The sequence below is a fragment of the Amycolatopsis taiwanensis DSM 45107 genome (genome assembly GCF_000519205.1).
GTDB lineage: Bacteria > Actinomycetota > Actinomycetes > Mycobacteriales > Pseudonocardiaceae > Amycolatopsis_E > Amycolatopsis_E taiwanensis.
This window is the reverse complement of record NZ_JAFB01000003.1, coordinates 380,981-400,607: the sequence shown is the minus strand read 5'-3', so window position 1 is coordinate 400,607 and position 19,627 is coordinate 380,981. Positions and strand designations below refer to the sequence as shown.

Sequence of the window (19,627 nt, the reverse complement as noted above, 5' to 3'; positions counted from 1 at the left end):
AGGGCGCCCCGCTGCCCCGATAGCGGGACAAAGGCGCGCGCTCGGTGGTCGCCGTGATTGCCGCGAGTCGGCATGGGTGTCATGGCCGCTCCAAACCATAGAGATGGTAAGCGTTTTCGGACATGATCTGCTGCCGCAGGTCCTTGGGCAGGGCACGGAGCGCGGTGTCAGGCGAATCGAAGTCCCAGTGCGGATAGTCGGTGGCGAACATGATCCGGTCCACCATCCCGGTCTGCCGCAACGCCCAGGCGAGTTGCCTGGGATCGCCGGGCTCCTCGATCGGCTGGGTGCTGAACCAGAAGTGCTCGCGGAAGTACTCCGAGGGCTTGCGTCGCAGCTTCGGCACGTCGTCGCCGAGCAGCGAGTGCGCCTGATCCATGCTCCACATCAGCGGCCCCGACCACGTGATGCCGCCCTCCACCAGCACCACCTGCAGGTCGGGCACCTCTTCGAAGACGCCCTCGATGACCAGGTTGGCCGCGGTCATGGCCATCGAGTTGCCGAACCAGCAGTGGTGCTCCAGGTAGAACGACGGCCAGCCGTCGGCTCGGTGCTGCTCGATCCCGCCGAGGTGGACCGCCACCGGCAACCCGGCGCGCGCCGCGGCCCGGTAGATCGGCAGGTACTTCTGGTGCCCCAGATACGTTTCCGCGCCGCCCGGGAACAGGACCTGGACGAACCGCGGGTCCTCGGCGTAACGCTCGATCTCCTCGACCGCCAACTCGGGAGCTTCGTGCGGGATGCAGATGCTGCTGACCAGCCGCGGCTCCGGGTCGAGGAATTCTTCACGCAGCGCCTCGTTGAGCGCGCGGCACAGCGCCTGCGCGAACTCGGGCTGTTCGGCGCCGTAGCTGTGGCTCTGCAGCGGGATCAGCACCCCGTAGCCGATGCCGAACGCGTCGAGCACCTGGTCCCGCACCAGCTGCAGGTCGCTGCCGGGAATCCCGTTGGCAGGGAAGGAATCCAGGCGCATGCCGCCGTTGCGCACCCGCGGGTAGATCGCCGGGGGCGGAGCGATCCGGGTGCCGAACGTCTCGAACCGCCTGCGCCACGGCTCGGGCAGGCGGGCGGCGAGCGCGCCGGCGGGGATGCTCGGGTGGATGTCCGCGTCCACCACGGCGGTTCGTTGCCGGGCGTGTGCGATCGTCATGGTCACCTCGCTGTCTGCCGGGCGGTCGTGTCGACCACTACGTAGTCTTCTTCCACGCGCACGTCGAAGGTCTCCGCGACATACGGGCCGGGAATCCGGTCGGGGAAGCGGATTGCGGTGTCCTCGGCCAGGCCCACTCCGGGTGTGACGGCGACCCCGTAGCTGCGCACCGGCGGTTGCCCGGGGCCGAAGTAGGACTGGCCGGTCTTGATGTCGTATTCCCAGCCGTGCCAAGGACAGGCGAGGAAAAGTTCGTCCTCGTTGATCCCGAAGTCGCCCGGCCCCTCCGACACCGCGGTGGGTTGTGTGCGGCCCAGGCACAGCGGGCCACCCTGGTGAGGGCAGTAGTTGTTGAGCGCGTAGAACTTTTCGCCGACCCGGAACACCCCGATCGTCCGGGTGCCCACCCGGACGACCTTGCGGTCCCCGGGCGGGAACTCGGAAACCTTGGCCACCACTATCCGCATCCGCCGCCTCCTTACTCAGCTGGGTCCAGGGACAACGACTGGAGGAGCGCACCGCCGTCGACGGGATAGACGCATCCGGTCATGAAGCTGGACGCGTTCGAAGCGAGCAGCAGCGCGAGCCCGCGCAGTTCCCGGGTCTCGCCCATCCGTCCTAACGCGACGGTGGACCCCCACCGCGCCTCGACGGCCGGATCGATCGGCCCTCCGCCGCCGATGTTGGTCTTGAACGGCCCCGGCGCGATCGCGTTCACCCGGACCTGCCACCGGGCGAGATCCAGCGCGGCCTGGCGGACCAGGTTCACCACCCCGGCCTTGGCCACCACGTAGGAGTAGGAGACCAGCGGGTCGGCCCGCAGGCCCGCGGTCGAGGCGGTCACCACGATGCTGCCGGAGGCCTGCCGCTTCATCGGCCGGGCGGCGGCGCGCACGGTGTGCACGACGCCGTGCAGGTTGACGTCGAGCAGTTCGTGCCAGGCCGTCAGGTCGAAGGCATCGATGGTGCCCTGAGGGGTGGTCAGGCCGCCGCCCCGCGCGATGCCCGCGTTCGCGAACACCACGTCGAGCCGGCCGTGGTTTTCGACGATGCTGTTCACCACGTTGTCGACGGCACCGGCATCCGCCACGTCCAGGTGGACCGGCTCGACGCCTTGTGTGTCCTTGATTTCGCCCAACCGGTCTTCGTCACGATCGGCGCCGATCACGGTGGCGCCGCAGGCGGCGAGCGTCTCGGCGATGGTGCGGCCGATGCCCGACCCGGCGCCGGTGACCAGCCCGACCGAGCCGGCCACGTCGAAGATCTCGTCCAGCAGCGCGCTCACCTCTTCCGTCTCAACTGTCGCGAAAGGACGACCGCGATCACCAGCGCGGCGCCGTAGAACAGCTGTTGCACGTAGTTGTACGCGCCCAGCAACTGCAGCCCGTTGACCCCGGTGGCCAGGAAGTACACCGCGATCCCGGTGCCCAGTGGGTTGAACCGGCCCGGCTTGATGCTGGTCGCGCCGAGGAACACGGCCGCGTAGGCGGGCAGCAGGTACGGGCCGCTCGCGGTCGGGTCGGCCGAGCCGGTGGTGCCGAGGAACAGCACCCCGGCGATGCCGGCCACGAGACCGCCGAGCACGAAACCGCCGATGCGCATCCGCGAGACCCGGATACCGGACAGGCGGGCGACGTCGCGGGACTGGCCGACGAACAGTGCGCGCAGGCCCAGCGGGGTGAACTCCGCGACGTACCACACCACGAGCATGATGACGAGCCCGTAGTAGAACTCGACGGGAATGCCCAGCAGTTTGTTGGTGAACGTCCACTTCGACAGCGCGACGTCGACGCCGACGATCGTGTTCGAGCCGGCGAGCCAGTAGATCAGGCCGGTGAACACCGTGCCCATGCCCAGCGTCACGATCAGCGCGTTGGTGTCGCACTTGACCACGAAGAATCCGTTGAGGAACCCGGCGAGGACGGCGACGGCCAGCCCGATCAGACAGGCGGTCGCGATGCCGACGCCGTGCTGGGTGTTGAGCGGAGGACGAACACGCGGCGACGATCAGGGCGAGCGCGACACCGAGTGCGGCGAACGCCACCCGCGGACGGCTCACGACGCGGTGAAGCCATTTTTTGCTCATCGGACTCATTCCCCTCGCGAACGCCGAGCAGGAAGCGGATCGACCTGGCCGAGGTGAGGATCGCTGTTGTATGATTTATTGTCAACATTTTCGTCGACAACATCTGATACCGTTATCTCGGCATCTCTGCACTCCAGGAGCGGAGGCACCGTCATGGACAAGGTCAAGGCTTCGCCCGCCGAGGCGGTCAGCGACATCGGTGACGGCGCGAGCATCGCGATCGCCGGCTTCGGGGTGGCACACCGGTTTCCGTCCAGCCTGGTGGTGGCGTTGCACGAACAGGGCACCACGGGCCTGACCGTCTACTGCAACGGGCTGGGGCAGCCCGGCGCTCCCACCGCCCACCTGCTCGCCGACGGTAAGCAGATCGCCCGCCTGGTCACCTGTTTCTCCGCCCGGCCGGGCATAGTCTCCGAGGCCGAGCGGCAGATCCGTGCCGGGCTGATGGAACTGGAGCTCGTTGGGCAGGGCACCCTGGTGGAACGGATGCGCGCCGGTGGCGCGGGCATTCCCGCGTTCTACACGCCGGCCGGGTACGGCACGCCGATCGCCGAGGGCAAGGAAATCCGGTATTTCGACGGGAAACCCCACGTCCTCGAGCGCGCGATCAGGACCGATTTCGCGTTCGTTCGCGCACATCGCGCCGATGAGTTCGGCAACCTGCAGATGCGCGGCGGCAGCCGCAACTTCAACGTCAGTTTCGCCAAGGCGGCGGCGGTGACCATCGCCGAGGTGGACGAGATCGTGCCGGCCGGTGAGATCTCGCCGGAAGACGTCGACCTGCCAGGCGTCTTCGTCAGCCGGGTGGTGCGCAGCACCGTGCAACTCGACGTGAAGAACCTGCCGATGAGGCCGAGCCGCGCGGCCGGCAGCGGGCGGTCGTACGCGGGTAAGCCGGCGCTCACCCGCGAGGAGATGGCACGCCGCACGGCCGCTCTGCTGCCCGACGGCGCCATCGTGAACCTGGGTGCGGGATTGCCGGTACTGGTGTCCAACTTCGTCGGTGACCGCTCGGTGATCCTGCACGCCGAGAACGGGATGCTGAACTACGGCGAGATCATCCGTGACGACACCTTCGACCCGGACGTGCACGACGCCGGCGGTTTCTTCGTGGGTGTGCGCCCCGGAGCGTCGTTCTTCGAAAGCGTCACCTCGTTCGAGATCGCCCGGTCGGGGCGGCTCGACGCCGTGGTGCTCGGCGCGTACCAGGTGGCGGCGAACGGAGACCTCGCCAACTGGACGCTGCCGACGATGACCGGCGGCGGCATCGGCGGCGCGATGGATCTCGCAGTCGGGGCGCGGCGGGTCATCGCGCTGCTGGAACACACGGATTCGCAAGGAAATTCCAAGCTGGTCGAGGGCTGTGAGTTCGAGCTGACCGCTCCCGGCTGCGTCGACACGGTGGTCACCGATCTGGCGCTGCTGACCCGCACGCCCGAGGGATTCCGTCTCGACGAGATCGCCCGCGGGTTCACCGTGGACGAGGTGCTGGCCCAGACCCGGATGCGCGTCACGGTCGGAGAGCACGTCGGGACCATGCAGGACAACTGGTGAGCGAGGCGCCTGGAGGATTGCCGCCGCCCTGGTCCTCATGTCGTCCCAAGCTACTAATTGTCCATGGAAAATGGCGACAGACGAATGTCGGCGGCAAGTAAGTCATGCGTCGCGATTGGCGTTTTCGCGGGTATTCCAGCATAACGGTAAAACCCTTGCCGGGCGAGAACTTGTATTCGCGGGTCCGATGTGGTGAAGCTATAGAAGACAGATCACGCCATCGGTGCCGCGGGTCGTGAAACCCTCGGCAGGGAGCGGACAAGGCCTCATGTCAGTCGACGCGACTTATTCCGCAAGCGCTTCCGGCGGGACGGCCACGCTGGATCGTGGCCGTCCCGCCGCACCCGGCGAGCTCGCCCGGCGAGCGGACTGGATCCGGTACCACACGGTCAGGCTGATCGACCAGGCCGGTCTCGGCCACTACTCCAGCACCTTCTCGTGCGCGGAGATCCTCGCCGTCCTCTACTACCACACCCTGCGCCTGCGGCCGGCCGAGCCGGACTGGCCGGACCGCGACCGCTTCCTGCTGGGCAAGGGCCACGTCGCCACCGGCCTGTGGCCGGTGCTGGCCGATCTCGGCTACTTCCCCCAAGCGTGGCTGGGCCGGTTCGGGCAGGTCGGCTCGCCGCTCAACGACCACCCCAACATGCGGCTGGCGCCGGGGATCGACTTCTCGTCCGGCTCGCTGGGCCACAACCTTTCGGTCGCCACGGGAATCGCGCTGGCCGGCCGGATGCAGCGGCGGGACTACCGCACGTTCGTCCTGACCGGCGACGGCGAACTGCAGGAAGGTCAGGTGTGGGAGGCCGTCATGGCGGCGAGCCACTACCGGCTCGGGAGCCTGGTGGCAGTGGTGGACGCCAACGGTTTCTCCGGCGCCGGCCCCACCTCGGAGGCGATGAACATCGAGCCGCTGGGCGCGCGGTTCGAGGCGTTCGGCTGGCAGGTCCACGAAGTCGACGGACACGATGTGCCGACCCTGGTGTCTACTTTGGATGCTCTGCCCGACCCAAGTGACAGCAAGCCGGTCTGCGTGATCGCCCGGACCCGAAAGGGCAAGGGCGTGGCCATGATGGAGCAGGCGCCGCAGGCGTGGCACCTCGGACTGCTGGAGCCTGAGGTGCGCGAAAAGGTGCTCGAAGAGATCTCGGAGCGACTGCGATGACCCAGACCAGCGACGATTCCGCGCCGAAAGAGATGGTCGACGTCTTCACCGACGTCGAGATCGACAAGGCGCTGGCGACCAACCCGGGCGGTTACACGATCGCGCGGCTGGGTGAGGAGAACCCGCGGATTCTGACGCTGACCGCGGATCTTTCGGCGGTGCTGGCGGACTTCCGGGAACGCCACCCGGAACGCTACGTCGAACTCGGCATCGCCGAGACCAACTCGATCTCCGTGGCGGCGGGCCTGGCCGCCTGCGGCTACCTGCCCTACATCTTCTCGATGTCGCCGTTCGGGGTGCTCAAGTGCGCCGAGCAGCTGCGCACCGACGTGGCCTACAACCACCTGCCGGTGCGGTTGGTGGGCCGCCTGACCGGCCTGGCGATGGGTTACTTCGGGACCAGCCACCACGCGGTCGAGGACATCGCGATCGCGCGCACGCTGACCAACCTGACGGTGATCGCGCCCGCGGACAGCAACGCGGTGATGAGCCTGCTGCGCGCCACGGTGGACCTGCCCGGCCCGGCCTACATCCGTCTCGCGGAAGGGACCGAACCGGTCTACGAAACGCCGCCGCGGATCGAGTTCGGGCGCTGGCCGCACCTGCGCGGGGGACCCGACATCACGTTGGTGGGCCACGGGATCGGCACCGGGCTGGCGGTGCGAGCGGCCGCGCAGCTGGAAGGCCAGGGCATCGAGGCCGACGTCTACGATGCCGCCTACCTCAAGCCCTTCGACGAGAACGCGATCATCGAGACCGCGAGGCGCACCGGGCGGATCCTGGCCGTCGAGGACCACAACGAAATAGGCGGCCTGTTCAGCATCGTCGCCGAGGTGGCCGGGCGGCGGAAGCTGCCGGTGGACCTGGACAGGGTGGCGCTGCCCGACGTGGACCTCGAGGTCGGGGCGCCCGCCGAGCTGTATGAGTACTACGGCCTGACCGTGGACAACGTGGTGCGAAAAGCGCTTGCGCTCATCGACGGCGAGCAACGGGAGGATGCTGGTGAGCTTGCCGCCCATAGTTGAGCCCAGCCGGGAAACCCCGGTCTACGGCGAGTTCGAGGCCGCCGGCACGCCCGCGGACCTCGCCCTGTCACGGTAAAGGTTTCCGGCGGCGACATCGACATTCCGGCCCTGCAGCAACGTCTGGCGCGCAACGGCGCCTACCTCGGCGAATAGCACGGCCCGGTCAAGCCAACCCGAGTACACGCACCGCGTTGTCCTTGAACAATCCCGGTTTGATCTCGTCCCGGATAGCGGTCTTTTCCAGGTCTGTCAACCAGCGTTCCGGGGTGAGGACGGGAAAATCCGTGCCGAACAGCACCTTGTCCTTCAGCAGGGTGTTCGCGTATTGCACCAGAATCGGCGGGAAATATTTCGGCGACCAGCCGGAGAGATCGATGTAGGCCCGCGGTTTGTGCAGGGCCACCGAGAGCGCCTCCTCCTGCCACGGGAAGGACGGATGCGCCATGATGATGGTCAGGTCGGGAAAGTCGACCGCGACGTCGTCGAGATAAATCGGATTGGAGTAGCGCAGCCGCAGCCCGCCGCCGCCCCGGGTGCCGGCGCCCGCGCCGGTCTGCCCGGTGTGGAACAGGGCCGGCAGGCCGGCCTCGGAGATCACCTCGTACAACGGGTAGGCGACCGGGTCGTTGGGCTGAAAGTGTTGCGCCGTCGGGTGAAACTTGAACCCGCGGACGCCGTGTTCGGAGATGAGCCGCCGGGCCCATGCGACGCCTTCGGCGCCCCGTGCCGGGTCCACGCTGGCGAACGGGATGATCACGTCGGCGTTCGCCCTTGCCCGCTCGGCGATCTCCTCGTTGCTCGGCGCGTGCGGGTGTTCCGGCTTGTCCTTGATGTCTATCGTGAACGTCACCGCCGCCATCCGCCGCTCGCGGTAGTACGCGGCCAACTCGTCCACGGTGTAGCTTTTCGCCTCCGTCTTGAAGTACTTGGCCATGTCCGTCATGGACCGGTCGGATTCCGCGGTGGTGGCCGCCCGCACGGAGCGGTGCACGTGCGTGTGTACGTCGATTGCCCGCAGGTTTGCCAGGTCAAATGTCGCGCCGGTTTCCGGTTCTGTCACGACGTACCTCCTAATTGGTCGGTAATACCCACCGACGAGCATTCCACGCAGGCGGAATCGTTGACAACAACGAATTTTCCCGGTTACTCTCGCCGGGGGTTTTGCCGATCGTTCAGCCGAAAGCCGGTCCATGAAAGCTGTGGTGTGCACGAGCGGCGGCGCCGAAGTCGTCGAAACAGCCGATCCCGAACCCGCCCGTGACGAAGTGATCGTCGAGGTCGACGCCTGCGGCCTGTGCGGTTCGGACGTGCACGCCCTCGAACGCGGCACGACCTTCGAAGGCCAGGTGCTCGGGCACGAGTTCGGCGGCGGGATCGTCGAGGTGGGCGCCGGTGTCGACCGCCCGGTCAAGGTGGGTCAGACCGTCGCGGTGAACCCGCTGGGGTCGTGCGGCCGCTGCCGGGCCTGCGCCAAGGGCCTGCCCTTCCGCTGCCCGGAAAGGCCCAACCTCGGAATCACCGCCCCGGGCGGATACGCGCAGTACGTCGCCGTGCCGGCGACGCAACTGGTCGCCCTGCCGTCCGGGCTGCCGACGGAGTTCGGCGCCCATGCGGAGCCCCTGGCTGTGTCCCTCAACGCGGTGCGGCGCGCCATGGCCGGTCCGGGGGACAGCGTTCTGGTCTACGGCGTGGGCCCGATCGGGCTGAACGCGGTCATGGCGCTGCGGCTGTCGGGCGTCGACCACATTGTCGCGGCCGGGCGCTCGCCGGGGCGCCGCGCCGCCGCGGCGAAGGTCGGCGCGGACGAGGTCATCGACACCCGCGAGGTCTCGATCGGTGATCACGTCCGCGACTCCGGCCGGCCCTTCGCCGCAGTCCTGGAATGTTCGGGGGCACCGGGCGCCATCGCCGAGTCTCTCGGCGTGCTCGAACCCGGCGGGACCTGTGTCGAAGTCGCGCTGAGCGCGGAGGTGACCGGAGTGCCGATGAGCCGCATGGTCGCCGAGGGGCTCCGGGTCAGCGGCAGCTGTGCGTTCAGCAATGACGTCTACGACGAGGCGGTCGAGCACATCGCCGCCGGGCGCGTGCCGGTCGCCGAGCTCATCAGCGAACGGGTGGACCTGGAGACCACCCCCGACGCGCTCGTCCGGCTACGCACGCCCGGGGAACTCGTCCGTGTCCTCGCCAAGCCGTAGGCACGAAACCCGAGAAGGAGTGTGGAGATGCGAGAGCTGGCCGGCAAAGTCGCCGTGGTCACCGGAGCGGGCAGCGGGATGGGAAGGGCTTTCGCGCGGCGCTTCGCCCGGGAACGCATGAAGGTGGCTGCCGCGGACATCGACGGTATCGCGCTGGAGGAGACCGTCGCCGGAATCCGCGCGGATGGCGGCGAAGCCATCGGGGTCCGCACCGACGTCGCCGACCCCGCGGCCCTCAAGCGGCTCGCGGACGAGACGATCGCCGCGTTCGGCCCGGTTCACCTGCTGTGCAACAACGCCGGTGTCGAGGGCTACCTCGACGGCGCCATCTGGGAGGCGACCGACAAGGACTGGACCTGGACCACCGAGGTCAACTTCTGGAGCGTGGTGCACGGCATCCGCACGTTCGTCCCGCTCATGCTCGCCCACGGCGAAGAAGCGCACATCGTGAACACCGCGTCGATGACCGCCGTGATCACCCCCGGCAACATGTACGGCATCACCAAGCACGCGGTGCTGGCGCTCACCGAGGTACTCGACTCGGACCTGCGCGCCCGCGACGCGAAGATCGGCGTGACCGCGCTGTGCCCGGGAACCATCGCCACGAACCTGTTTCACGGCAGCCGTAACCGGCCCGTGGACCTGCGAAACGAGGTCGAGACACCCGGTGCGCGGGAAGGCCGGGCGTTGCGCGAGCGGATGCACGCCGTGCTCGCGAAGGGCATGTCCCCGGAAGAGGTCGCGGACAAGGTGGTCGACGCGGTGCGCCGCGACGCGCTTTACCTGTTGACCGACCACGAATGGGATGAGCGGGTGATCGCCCGGCACGAGGCGATCCTGGCCGGCGCGGTGGAGTGAAGAAGCGCACAAACTCGCGGTAAATGCTGCTGCGAAGGAGGTCCGGTCATGAGGTTCGAGGGCAGGTTCGCGGTGGTCACGGGTGCCGCGGCGGGATTCGGCCTGGCGGTGTCGGCCCGGCTGACGGCCGAGGGGGCACGGGTGGTGATGGTCGACCGGGTCGCCGAGGCACTGAAGCAGGCGGCCGCGCCGGTCCCCGGGGCGGTGCCGGTGGTCGCCGACGTCAGTCATGAGTCCGAAGTGGACGCCTACGTGGCGCGCGCGACCGCGGAGTTCGGCCGGATCGATCTGTTCTTCAACAACGCCGGTATCGAAGGTCGCATGGCCCCGATGACCGAGCTGTCCGTGGACGACTTCGACCGGGTGTGGGCGGTCAACGGCCGGGGCGTGTTCCTGGGCCTGCGTGCGGTGCTGAAGGTCATGAAGGCGCAGAAGTCCGGCGCCATCGTGAACACCGCCTCGATGGCGGCGATCCGGGGCAGCGCGACGTTCTCGCCCTATGTCGCGGCGAAGCACGCGGTGGCGGGGCTCACCCGGTGCGCGGCGCTGGAGGGCGCTCCGTTCGGCATCCGCGTGAACGGCATCGCGCCCGGCCACATCGACACTCGCATGGCGCGGGACCTCACCGCGCAGATCGACCCCGACGACCCGGACGGCGTCTTCGATCGGGTCTCGAAGTCGATCCCGCTCGGCCGGTACGGCACCGCCGAAGAGGTGGCGAACCTCGCCGTGTGGCTGCTTTCGGACGAGGCATCCTATGTCTCCGGGGCGACCCACCTGATCGACGGCGCGCTCAACGCGTGAGCCTCGTCTTCCGCGAGTTCGCGCGACCGTGGTCGCTTTGATTGCCGCCTCTACAGGCCGCTCACGTTTCGAGTCCGCGCAGGACATCCGCGACGGTCTCGAGGTGGACGCGCATCAGATGCTCGGCGGCTGCCCGGTCGCGCGAGCAGACCGCGTCAATGATCGCGCTGTGCTCGCGTGCGCCATGCGCCGCGCGGTCGGGCAGCAGCGCGACCTGGAACTGGTAGCGCACGCTCTGACAGCGCAACCGCTCGAGAATCCCCGAAATCGTGTCCTGCGCGGCTATCTCGCGGACGCGGATGTGCACCTGCTGGCTCAGCCGGCCGTAGACGAGGATGTCGCCGGTTTCCGCCGCTTCGTTCATCCGGCGGCCGATGGCCCGCAACTGCCGCCGTTCGGTGGCGGTGATCGCCTGCGCCGCCTTGGCCGCGCACAACCCCTCCAGCATCGCGCGCACCTCGGTGATCTCGATCGCCTCGGCGAGCGAGACCGGCCGGACCTGCGCGCCGCGGTTCGGTTCCCGGGAGACGAGTCCCTCGTTGGTGAGCAGTACGAGCGCCTCTCGCACGGTGCCGCGTGAAGTGCGGTACCGCTTCGCCAGCTCGGCCTCGACCAGCCGCTGGCCCGGGGTCAGCTCGCCGTGATGGATGGCCAGCCGGAGGGTTTCGGCCAGGCCGCCGACCGCGGAGGGTTCGGACATTCCTAGCTGACGATCGCTTCCCGGGACATGCGCCGATTGTGCGGCAGCGAACGCATTGTCAGCCATACTCGCGCGGCATTTACCGGGCCGGTGTCCGGGAGTTCGAAGAATTGCCGCACCGGCGGCGCGACATTTGTCTCGGCGGGTTCGAGTCGTCTGCGCCCGGCCCCGGGGCCGGGCGGCATCGTACTTGCGAATGCCATGCCGATGCACACAAACTAGGAACCCGGTGACCGATGCGGATGACGACGCTGCACGAAGGAGTCAGCGTGGCCGAGGCGATGACCAACGCAGTGTGCCCCGATTGCGGCCAGCCACCCGCTGAGGACGGCGTGCGGCGACGCCAACGGCGGCTGGCGGCCATCGCCCGGGCCGCCTCCAGCGTCGCCGACGAAGCGTCGCTGAGCGTCACGCTGGATGTCGTCGCCCGCGAGGTCGTCCAGGCCACGCACATCTCCGCCGTCCAGATCCTGCGGGTCGAGGGCGGCACCATGCGCCTGATCGGGAAGGCGGGGTTCATCGACGCCGACGACTTCCCCGAACGGTTCGAGGAATGCCGCAAGCTCGGCGCCCGGATGTATTTCGTCGAGTCGTTCCAGAGCCAGGAAACGATCGTCGTGCCACATCGGAAGGCCGCCGTGATGGCCGACCCGCGCTGGGGGCCGCTGCACCGGATCATGGGCGCGCCGCAGTGGGACAGCTTCGCCACGGTGCCGCTCATCGTCCGGGGTCGCGCGCTCGGCGTCCTCAACGCTTTCTATTCGCCGGGCGAGGATCCCAGCCAGGAAGAGTTCGAGTTCCTCGAAGCCATGGCCGACCAGGCGGCGATGGCGGTCGACTCCGCCGACCTGCTGGCCCGTTCGCGGCAGGACGCGCAACTGGAGGAACGGGCCCGGCTGGCCCGCGAGCTGCACGATTCCGTGGTGCAGCAGGTGTTTTCGATGCGGATGCACGCCAAGGCGCTGCGCGCGCAGGTCGGGGACGCCGACACCGCCAGCGGGGACAAGGTCCGCCTGGTCGCCGACGAACTGCTGGGGCTGGCCCAGAACGCGCTCGCCGACCTGCGCAGCCTGATCCTGCAGCTGCATCCGCTGGAACTGGGCGGGCGCAACCTGATCGATGCCGTGCGGACCCTGGCCGAGTCGGTGCAGGCTTCCTCGGGGGTCCGCATAGAGATCCGCGCGGGCGAGCTGGCGGAGCTGCCCACCGAACTCGCCGAGGATCTTTATCGCATCGTGCAGGAGGCCCTGCACAACGTGGTCAAACACGCGCAGGCGACGAAGGCCGTCGTCTCGTTTGCCGCGACGGGCCGCCAGCTCACCGTGAAAATCAACGACAACGGCGTCGGGCTGGCCGGTGAACCACGCGCCAACGCGCTCGGCCTGGTATCGATGCGGGAACGAGCGCAGAGATGGAGGGGCACGATGGAAATCGGGAACACCGCCGACGGTGCGCGGGTCCGGGTCAGGTTGATGGTGCCGTACGCGGACGGTCAGGCATGACACCGGCCATGACGGGACATGACGTGATCGGTGTGATGGTCGTCGACGACCACGCGGTGGTGCGCCGCGGCCTCGCCGCGTATCTGGAGAGCGCCGACGGGATCGAGGTGGTCGCCGAGGCGGTGGACGGCCAGGATGCGCTCGCCCAGCTGGCGCGGCTGGCCAGCCAGCGGTCGCTGCCGAAGGTCGTGCTGATGGACGTTTTGATGCCCCGCCTGGACGGCATAAGCGCGATCGGCTCGATCGTCGCGAAGTACCCCGAAGTCCGCGTCGTCGTGTTGACCAGCTTCGGCGAGACGGAACGGGTGCACGCCGCGTTGCAGGCGGGCGCCGCCGGCTACCTGCTCAAGGACGCCGACCCGGACGAGGTGGCGGCGGCGATCAAGGCGGCCGCGCGGGGCGAGGTGCACCTGGACCCGGCGGTGGCCGGGCGGCTGACCCGGCAGCTGGTGTCGCCGCCGATGGGGCTGGCCGCGCTGACCGCCCGCGAGCGCACGATCCTGACCCTGGTGGGCCGGGGGATGTCGAACCGGCAGATCGCCACTGAGCTGTCCATCAGCGAACGGACCGCGCGTACCCACGTCAGCCACGTGCTCACCAAGCTGCAGTTGCCGTCCCGCACCCAGGCGGCGCTGTTCGCCATCCGCGAGGGGCTGATCGACGCGCCGAGCTGATCGGCGCACACGGGTGCGTGCGCGACAACGACAACGGTTTGGCGTCCTTGCTCGACGGTCGGATGCCTTTGCCCTGACCGAATTCCGTCGACAGGACGGTCCGGCCCTGTCACAGTCGCCGCATGAGTGATCTTGCCCCGGTCGACCTCCGCCTGATGCAGGACCTGGCCCAGCAGGTGACCGCACTGCGGCCGGAACTGGTGAACGGCGACGCGACCGTCGGCGAACTGGCCTGGGTCTGGGCCAAGGACTTCGATGCGCTCAACCGGTTCTGGCGGCACCGGCTCTGGTTCGTCGACGGGCGGCTGACCGGATGGGGGTGGGTGCAGCTGCCCTACCGGATCCCGCGCAGCGACGGGAAGTTCCGTGCGGTCAAGACGGCGAACCTGATCTGCCAGGTGCATCCGGACCGGCCGGAGCTGTTGACCGAGATCCTGGACTGGTACGACGAAACGGCGGGCGACGCCGACCGGTCGCTGATCCTGCAGGACGCGGATGTCCAGGCCCGTGCCATCGCCACCGCACACGGCTACGCTTTCGACGCGGAAACCGGTTCGGACGACGGGTCCTGGCACCAGTTCAATGTGCGGGAGCTGACCGACGTGCCGGAACCGGTGCTGCCCAAGGGATTCCGGTTTCTGACGGCCGGGGACGTATCGGTGGCCGACGCGGTCAAGGCGCATTGTGACGCCTGGCATTCGTCCAGCCTCACCGAGGCCGCGTTCGAGCGGGTCCGGCGGACCTGGCCGTATCGGGCCGATCTGCATGTGCTGATCGCGGCACCGGACGGCACGCTCGCCGCGACCGCGATCATCTGGCTGGACGAGGTGACCCGAACCGCCGAGTTCGAGCCCGTGGGCACGCACCGGGAATTCCGGCGACAGGGGTTGGGCACCGCGTTGCAGCTCCACGGTATGCAACTGGCCCGCTCGGTCGGCGCGGACCGCATGCTGGTCGCCTGTCTCGGCGCGCCGGCCCATCCGGCCGCCCGGAACATGTACTACGGCGTGGGCTTTCGCGAGTTGAGCCACGACGTGCCGCTGATCAAGGTTGCGAGATAACGCATGGACCGGGCATCCCGGCCGACCGGAGTGTCTCGCTACTGTCCATAATGGACTTTGCGTGTCAATGCGGAGTTTGTCGGGGAAACTGGCCTCGCGAAGGTACAACTTGTTGCCCTGAACCGGGGACATGCGTGTCCGAACCGGGGACACACCTTCCCGAACCGGGAACTCAGGCACCTGGGCCCGGAACTCAGGTGCCTGAACCGGGAACTCGCGTGCCTGGGCCCGGAACTCAGGCGTCTGGACCGGGAACTCGCGTGCCTGGGCCGGGGACACGCCGAGGCGGGCGGACGGGCAGGGCGGACGGGCGGGGCGGACGGGGGAGCTAGGGGACGAGGGGGCGGACTTTTTCGGCGACGAAACGGACGAAACCGGCTGGATCCGGTTCGTCGGCGGTGGGCACCAGGACAACCGTGCCTGCCCCGGCGTTCACCAGCCGCAGGACGGCCTTCGCCACGGTTTCGGCGTCTCCGGCGACCCCGACTTCGGAGTTCGGTGCCTGGCCCCGGGATTCGAGCTCGGCCCGCAGCCGGTCCGGGCCGTCCGGTCCGGTCGCCGCGTTGAGATACGACACCACCTCGTGGTGATCGGTACGACCCGCCGCCGCGCGGCCGGCGTCGATGAGCTCGACGGCCCGGCGGACGGTGTCCGGCGAGTTGCGCTCGTCGAGGATGGTTCCGTCCGCGACCTCCCCGACCAGTCGCAGCGTCCGCGGGCCACCCGCGGCGGCGAACACGGCCGGCGCGGTGGACGGTGGCCAGCCGAGGGCGACGTCGTCGAGCTTCACGTAACGACCGTCGGTGGTCACGCGTTCGCCCCGCAGCAGCGCCCGGATCGCCGTGAACTGCTCACGCAGCAAGGTCAGCGGTGACCCGGCTCGCGCGCCGACCTGCCCCATCCAATCCTGAACGCCGTGGCCAAGGCCAAGCATGAACCGCCCCGGAAACATCCGGTCCAGCGTGGCCGTTTCCATCGCGGTCAGGGCGACGTTGCGCAGCGGTACGGGCAGCACGCCGATGCCCACCCGTAGCCGCCGGGTCCACGCGAGGACCGCGGCAGCGCTGGCGATCCCGCTTTCGAAGAAGCAGTCCTCCCACAGCCATAGTTGCTCCAGCCCGGCCTCGTCGGCGGCGACGGCGACGTCGCGGAGTTGTTCGGGAGGGGACTGGGGCCGGAAGACCGCGCCGAGAGCAACCACGGAACCGTTGTAGCCGAAGATCGCCGGTGCGGCAACGGATTTCTCCCGACGCCCCCCACTACCTGCACCGGTGGTGGGCGAGCAGGTACCCACACGTCACGCCCAAGAACAGGACACAGGCGAGCGCGATCCACAACGGTCCGGAGGCCGCCGTGATGAACAAGGTGACCGTCACCCGCTCGCGGTTCTGCACGACGAACGTGATGGCGATCGCCAGTACGACGAGCGCCGCGATCCACCTCATCGGGACCCTGGTCCGGTTGGTGGCCTGGTAGTGAGACCGGTGGTGCGTGAACATGACGTCTCCTCGCCGGGGGCTGTCACCACTGCCGCCCGCGCGCCGGTGCGTGGCCTGTCCGGGAAGCCCGCTGCCTCGCACCGTGCCGCGATGCGGCGATTCGCGGATCGCCTGCTGTGGGTGAGGTTTTTCCACAACGACGGGATTGGCCGGGATTGACGCCGACGCCGGCGGGTAGCCCGGTCGCATGGGCAGCTCCTGGGAGCGTGAGCAGCTCAGCGGCATCGAGCGGTGGTTCGAGACCGAGGACCCGGGCTTCGCACGGTCGTTGCGGGACGCGGTGTTGCCGCATCGCCGTCAGCGCGGGGCCCTCTGCCTCGTCGCGGACCTGGCGGGGACGGCGTTGTTCGTCGCGAGCGTGGTGCTGGCCAGCTTCCCGTTGTTGCTGGCCAGCGCCGCGGTGGTCGTCACGGCCCTGGCCGCGCACATCCTGTGGCCGCCCACGAGCAGGCTATGACTCCTCGGACTCTCCGCGACCGCTGGTCAAGGCCGCCTCGCGGCGCTTCGCTTGTTCGGTGCGGGCCCGCTCCAACGCCTGGACCTCCTCGGGCGGGTCGGGCCGCAGCAGGGTGCCCGGCACCGGCTGGCCACCCAGCCCGAGCTTGTTGATCCTCTTCGGCACCGGCGCTCCCTGGTACTCCAGCGGGATCGGGTGACCGTGGGAGTCCACGCCGCCGAGCGGCTGGTGCAACTCGATGAACTGACCGTGCGGCAACCGTTTGATGATGCCGGTTTCGAGGCCGTGCTCGAGCACCGCGCGGTCCGCGCGTTGCAGTCCGAGACAGATCCGGTACGCCACGAAGTACGCCAGCGGCGGGAGCAGCAGCACGCCGATGCGGCCCGCCCAGACCGTCGCGTTGAGCGAGATGCGGAACTGGTAGGCGATGATGTCGTTGAAGCCGGACGCTTCGATCACGGCGAAGAACGCCAGGCCCATGGCACCCAGGCTGGTGCGCACCGGCACGTCCCGCGGCCGTTGCAGCAGGTTGTGATGCGCGGTGTCGCCGGAGAGCTTCCGTTCCAGGAACGGATAGCTCAACAGCACGGTGAAGATGGCGCCCATGCCGCACACCCCGGCGAAGAAGACCGCGGGCACCATGTAGTTGCCCAGGTACAGCTCCCACGACGGGAAGATCCGCAGCAGCCCGTCGGCCCAGCCGAGGTACCAGTCGGGCTGTGAGCCCGCGCTGGTCATGGCCGGGTTGTAGGGACCGTAGAGCCAGATCGGGTTGATCTGGAAGATCCCGCCCATGATCGCGAGCACCGCGGTGACCACGGCGAAGAACGCGCCGGACTTGAGCGCGAACATCGGCATGATGCGGATGCCGACGACGTTGGTCTCCTTGTGCCGTACCCCCGGGAACTGGGTGTGCTTCTGGTACCACACCAGGGCCAGGTGGATCCCGATCAGGGCCAGCATGATGCCGGGCAGCAGCAGGATGTGCAGCGTGTACATCCGGGGCACGATGAGGTCGCCGGGGAACTCGCCGCCGAAGATCGCCCAGTGCAGCCAGGTGCCGATCACCGGAATCGAGAGCACGATGCCCGACAGCGTCACCCGGATGCCGGTACCGGAGAGCAGGTCGTCGGGCAGTGAGTAGCCGAAGAATCCCTCGAACATGCCCAGGATCAGGAGCAGGACGCCGATCACCCAGTTCGCCTCGCGGGGCCGGCGGAACGCTCCGGTGAAGAAGATCCGGAACATGTGCACCATGATGGCGGCGACGAAGACCAACGCCGCCCAGTGATGGAACTGCCGGACGAACAACCCGCCCCGCACGTCGAACGAGATGTTGAGGGTGCTTTCGAACGCCCGCGACATCTCCACTCCCTGCAGGAGCGGGTAGCTGCCGCGGTAGGTGACCTCGACCATGGACGGGTCGAAGAAGAAGGTCAGGTACACGCCGGTCGCGATCAGCACGATGAAGCTGTAGAGCGCGATCTCGCCCAGCAGGAACGACCAGTGCGTCGGGAACACCTTGTTCATCTGCCGCCGCAGGCCGGACGCGAGGTGATAACGCTGGTCGGCGTCCTCCGCCGCCCTGGCCGCCTGCCGCTGGGCCAGGCTCGACCCCCTGGTGGGCGTGGTCAGCCTGCTCACCGCCGCCGATTACCCCGCCGTTTCCCCGGCAAACCCGCGGTTCGGGTCCGCAACGGCCACCGGTGCCGAGGTCGCGCACGATCTGGTGGCGCACCATCAGCACAACCTGGCCGGGACTTTGGGCCTGACCCGTGGAGCCGTTGGTCCATCGACCCGGCGGATGCGTGCGGGCACGCTGGAAGCAGGAATCGCGGACCGAAGACATGGAGACGCCGTCATGATGTATTGGTACGGAAACGGCATGGGCGGCTGGGGTTACGTGCTGTGGACGGTGAGCACCATTGCGTTCTGGGTAGTAGTGATCGCCGGCCTGGTGGCGTTGGTCCGCTACTTCAGCCGGCGCCCTGTGTTCCACGGCATGGGGCCACGGGGCTCGCAACCCCCACGTCCCAGCCCCGAGCAGTTGCTGGCCGAGCGGTTCGCCCGCGGCGAGATCGACGAGAACGAGTTCCACCGGGCGATGGACACCCTGCGCCAGCATCACTCGTCGGCACCGACTGACTAGAGCGTGTCTCGAAGTCCGTGTTTCCGCCCGAGGTGACCGCGGGCGCGCGGGAGGTCTCCGCGCGCGCTTTGAAACACTGACTAGGAGATCGCCGCCATGTTCATGCAGATCATCCAGGCCGAAGTCGGCAACGCGGAAGGCGTTCGGGCGGCGATGGACCGCTGGCCCCGCGACCTCGGACCCGGCGCCGAAGGGTGGCTCGACGCCACCTACGGCCTGACCGACGACGGGAAGTACATCGCGGTGGTGCGCTTCGAGTCCGAGGAGGCGGCGCGCCGCAACAGCGAGCGGCCCGAGCAGGCTGAGTGGTGGCGGGAACTGAGCGCCAACTTCGCCGGCGACGTCACGTTCCACAACTGCCGGGACGTGACGCTTCTGGCCGGCGGCGGCCTGGACGAGGCGGGTTTCGTGCAGATCCTGCAGGGCCACCTGCGTGACCGGAATGACCGTAAGCGGGCGCACGAACTGGTCGACGCGTCCGGCGACCTGATGTCCCGTCACCGGCCGGACATCATGGGCGCGATGGTCGCCATCGACGAGGACGACTTCTTCACCGAAACCGTCGCCTTCACCACCGAAGCCGCGGCCAGGGAAGCGGAACGGGCGGAGATCGCCCCCGGCGTGGCCCGCGTGATCCGGGAGGAGATGTCCTTGTTGGACGATCCTGCCTTCGTCGACCTGCACCACCCGTCCTTCGCCGCACACCGCTGACCCCGCGTTTCGAACCGCGCCGGCGGTTTGATCGAAC

Annotated in this window: 21 protein-coding genes; 12 read left to right on the top strand and 9 right to left on the bottom strand. The window is 68.5% G+C overall.

Annotated features, from left to right (window positions below; genetic code table 11):
* Positions 1-79 precede the first annotated feature (79 nt).
* From A3CU_RS0101885 to A3CU_RS43125, 4 genes are read right to left on the bottom strand one after another with little or no spacing between them, the layout of a single operon-like run.
* Positions 80-1,150, bottom strand: a complete 1,071-nt coding sequence (locus tag A3CU_RS0101885; protein WP_027940822.1) for an amidohydrolase family protein — start codon at positions 1,148-1,150, stop codon at positions 80-82.
* Positions 1,151-1,152: 2 nt separating this feature from the next.
* Positions 1,153-1,617, bottom strand: a complete 465-nt coding sequence (locus tag A3CU_RS0101880) for a Rieske (2Fe-2S) protein (protein ID WP_027940821.1) — start codon at positions 1,615-1,617, stop codon at positions 1,153-1,155.
* An 11-nt stretch (positions 1,618-1,628) separates the two neighbouring features.
* Positions 1,629-2,435 carry an SDR family NAD(P)-dependent oxidoreductase gene (locus A3CU_RS0101875; RefSeq protein ID WP_052371368.1) on the bottom strand — a complete coding sequence of 269 codons (807 nt, stop codon included), beginning with the start codon at positions 2,433-2,435 and terminating at the stop codon, positions 1,629-1,631.
* Positions 2,432-3,109, bottom strand: coding sequence for an ABC transporter permease (locus A3CU_RS43125; RefSeq protein ID WP_084143033.1), 678 nt, complete (start codon positions 3,107-3,109; stop codon positions 2,432-2,434). The genes A3CU_RS0101875 and A3CU_RS43125 overlap by 4 nt, the downstream gene beginning before the upstream one ends.
* A gap of 280 nt (positions 3,110-3,389) precedes the next feature.
* Here A3CU_RS43125 and A3CU_RS0101865 point away from each other — a divergent pair, with 280 nt between their 5' ends.
* The 3 genes from A3CU_RS0101865 (at position 3,390) to A3CU_RS43120 (ending at position 6,980) form a co-directional block, all read left to right on the top strand.
* A complete protein-coding gene (locus tag A3CU_RS0101865) occupies positions 3,390-4,790 on the top strand; it encodes a 3-oxoacid CoA-transferase (protein WP_043840473.1) in 1,401 nt (466 codons plus the stop codon).
* Between the two features lie 268 nt (positions 4,791-5,058).
* The gene (locus A3CU_RS0101860; RefSeq protein WP_084143032.1) at positions 5,059-5,955 is read left to right on the top strand and encodes a transketolase; all 897 of its coding nucleotides are present in this window, start codon (positions 5,059-5,061) and stop codon (positions 5,953-5,955) included.
* Positions 5,952-6,980: a transketolase family protein gene (locus A3CU_RS43120; protein WP_052371366.1), complete on the top strand. Its 1,029-nt coding sequence runs from the start codon at positions 5,952-5,954 to the stop codon at positions 6,978-6,980. Before A3CU_RS0101860 ends, A3CU_RS43120 begins: the two co-directional genes overlap by 4 nt.
* A 163-nt stretch (positions 6,981-7,143) precedes the next feature.
* On the opposite strand, the gene A3CU_RS0101850 is transcribed toward A3CU_RS43120, so the two are convergent.
* A complete protein-coding gene (locus A3CU_RS0101850; protein ID WP_027940817.1) occupies positions 7,144-8,040 on the bottom strand; it encodes an amidohydrolase family protein in 897 nt (298 codons plus the stop codon).
* Between the two features lie 130 nt (positions 8,041-8,170).
* On the opposite strand from A3CU_RS0101850, the gene A3CU_RS49600 reads away from it, so the two are divergent.
* The 3 genes from A3CU_RS49600 to A3CU_RS0101835 are packed head-to-tail and all read left to right on the top strand — an operon-like array spanning position 8,171 to position 10,837.
* Entirely contained in the window at positions 8,171-9,175 is a 1,005-nt protein-coding gene (locus tag A3CU_RS49600; protein ID WP_084143030.1) for a zinc-dependent alcohol dehydrogenase, read from the top strand.
* 27 nt (positions 9,176-9,202) lie between these two features.
* Positions 9,203-10,033, top strand: a complete 831-nt coding sequence (locus tag A3CU_RS43110; protein ID WP_043840541.1) for an SDR family NAD(P)-dependent oxidoreductase — start codon at positions 9,203-9,205, stop codon at positions 10,031-10,033.
* A gap of 48 nt (positions 10,034-10,081) precedes the next feature.
* Entirely contained in the window at positions 10,082-10,837 is a 756-nt protein-coding gene (locus A3CU_RS0101835) for an SDR family NAD(P)-dependent oxidoreductase (protein WP_027940816.1), read from the top strand.
* Between the two features lie 61 nt (positions 10,838-10,898).
* On the opposite strand, the gene A3CU_RS0101830 is transcribed toward A3CU_RS0101835, so the two are convergent.
* Positions 10,899-11,537 (bottom strand): GntR family transcriptional regulator, encoded by a 639-nt coding sequence (locus A3CU_RS0101830; RefSeq protein ID WP_027940815.1) that lies wholly within the window; start codon positions 11,535-11,537, stop codon positions 10,899-10,901.
* Positions 11,538-11,773: 236 nt separating this feature from the next.
* Between A3CU_RS0101830 and A3CU_RS0101825 the strand changes: the two genes are divergently transcribed.
* From A3CU_RS0101825 to A3CU_RS0101815, 3 genes are all read left to right on the top strand, one after another.
* A complete protein-coding gene (locus A3CU_RS0101825) occupies positions 11,774-13,039 on the top strand; it encodes a GAF domain-containing sensor histidine kinase (protein WP_245616846.1) in 1,266 nt (421 codons plus the stop codon).
* A gap of 8 nt (positions 13,040-13,047) precedes the next feature.
* The gene (locus A3CU_RS0101820; RefSeq protein ID WP_027940813.1) at positions 13,048-13,713 is read left to right on the top strand and encodes a response regulator; all 666 of its coding nucleotides are present in this window, start codon (positions 13,048-13,050) and stop codon (positions 13,711-13,713) included.
* Between the two features lie 122 nt (positions 13,714-13,835).
* Positions 13,836-14,774 (top strand): GNAT family N-acetyltransferase, encoded by a 939-nt coding sequence (locus A3CU_RS0101815; RefSeq protein ID WP_027940812.1) that lies wholly within the window; start codon positions 13,836-13,838, stop codon positions 14,772-14,774.
* A 328-nt stretch (positions 14,775-15,102) separates the two neighbouring features.
* Here the strand turns inward: A3CU_RS0101815 and A3CU_RS0101810 are convergent, their stop codons facing one another.
* Entirely contained in the window at positions 15,103-15,975 is an 873-nt protein-coding gene (locus A3CU_RS0101810; protein ID WP_027940811.1) for an LLM class flavin-dependent oxidoreductase, read from the bottom strand.
* 58 nt (positions 15,976-16,033) lie between these two features.
* On the bottom strand, positions 16,034-16,462 hold the full coding sequence (locus tag A3CU_RS54265) for a LapA family protein (RefSeq protein WP_245616845.1): 429 nt from the start codon (positions 16,460-16,462) through the stop codon (positions 16,034-16,036).
* Here A3CU_RS54265 and A3CU_RS43100 point away from each other — a divergent pair.
* A complete protein-coding gene (locus tag A3CU_RS43100; RefSeq protein ID WP_043840472.1) occupies positions 16,461-16,730 on the top strand; it encodes a DUF3040 domain-containing protein in 270 nt (89 codons plus the stop codon). The two genes, A3CU_RS54265 and A3CU_RS43100, sit on opposite strands and share 2 nt — an antisense overlap.
* On the opposite strand, the gene qcrB is transcribed toward A3CU_RS43100, so the two are convergent.
* Complete coding sequence (gene qcrB / locus A3CU_RS0101795) at positions 16,725-18,374, bottom strand: cytochrome bc1 complex cytochrome b subunit (protein WP_027940810.1); 1,650 nt, start codon at positions 18,372-18,374, stop codon at positions 16,725-16,727. The genes A3CU_RS43100 and qcrB overlap by 6 nt on opposite strands.
* On the opposite strand from qcrB, the gene A3CU_RS54260 reads away from it, so the two are divergent.
* Both A3CU_RS54260 and A3CU_RS0101785 read left to right on the top strand, forming a co-directional pair.
* On the top strand, positions 18,352-18,879 hold the full coding sequence (locus tag A3CU_RS54260; RefSeq protein ID WP_245616844.1) for an SHOCT domain-containing protein: 528 nt from the start codon (positions 18,352-18,354) through the stop codon (positions 18,877-18,879). The genes qcrB and A3CU_RS54260 overlap by 23 nt on opposite strands.
* A gap of 96 nt (positions 18,880-18,975) precedes the next feature.
* Complete coding sequence (locus A3CU_RS0101785) at positions 18,976-19,590, top strand: hypothetical protein (protein WP_027940808.1); 615 nt, start codon at positions 18,976-18,978, stop codon at positions 19,588-19,590.
* Positions 19,591-19,627 lie beyond the last annotated feature (37 nt).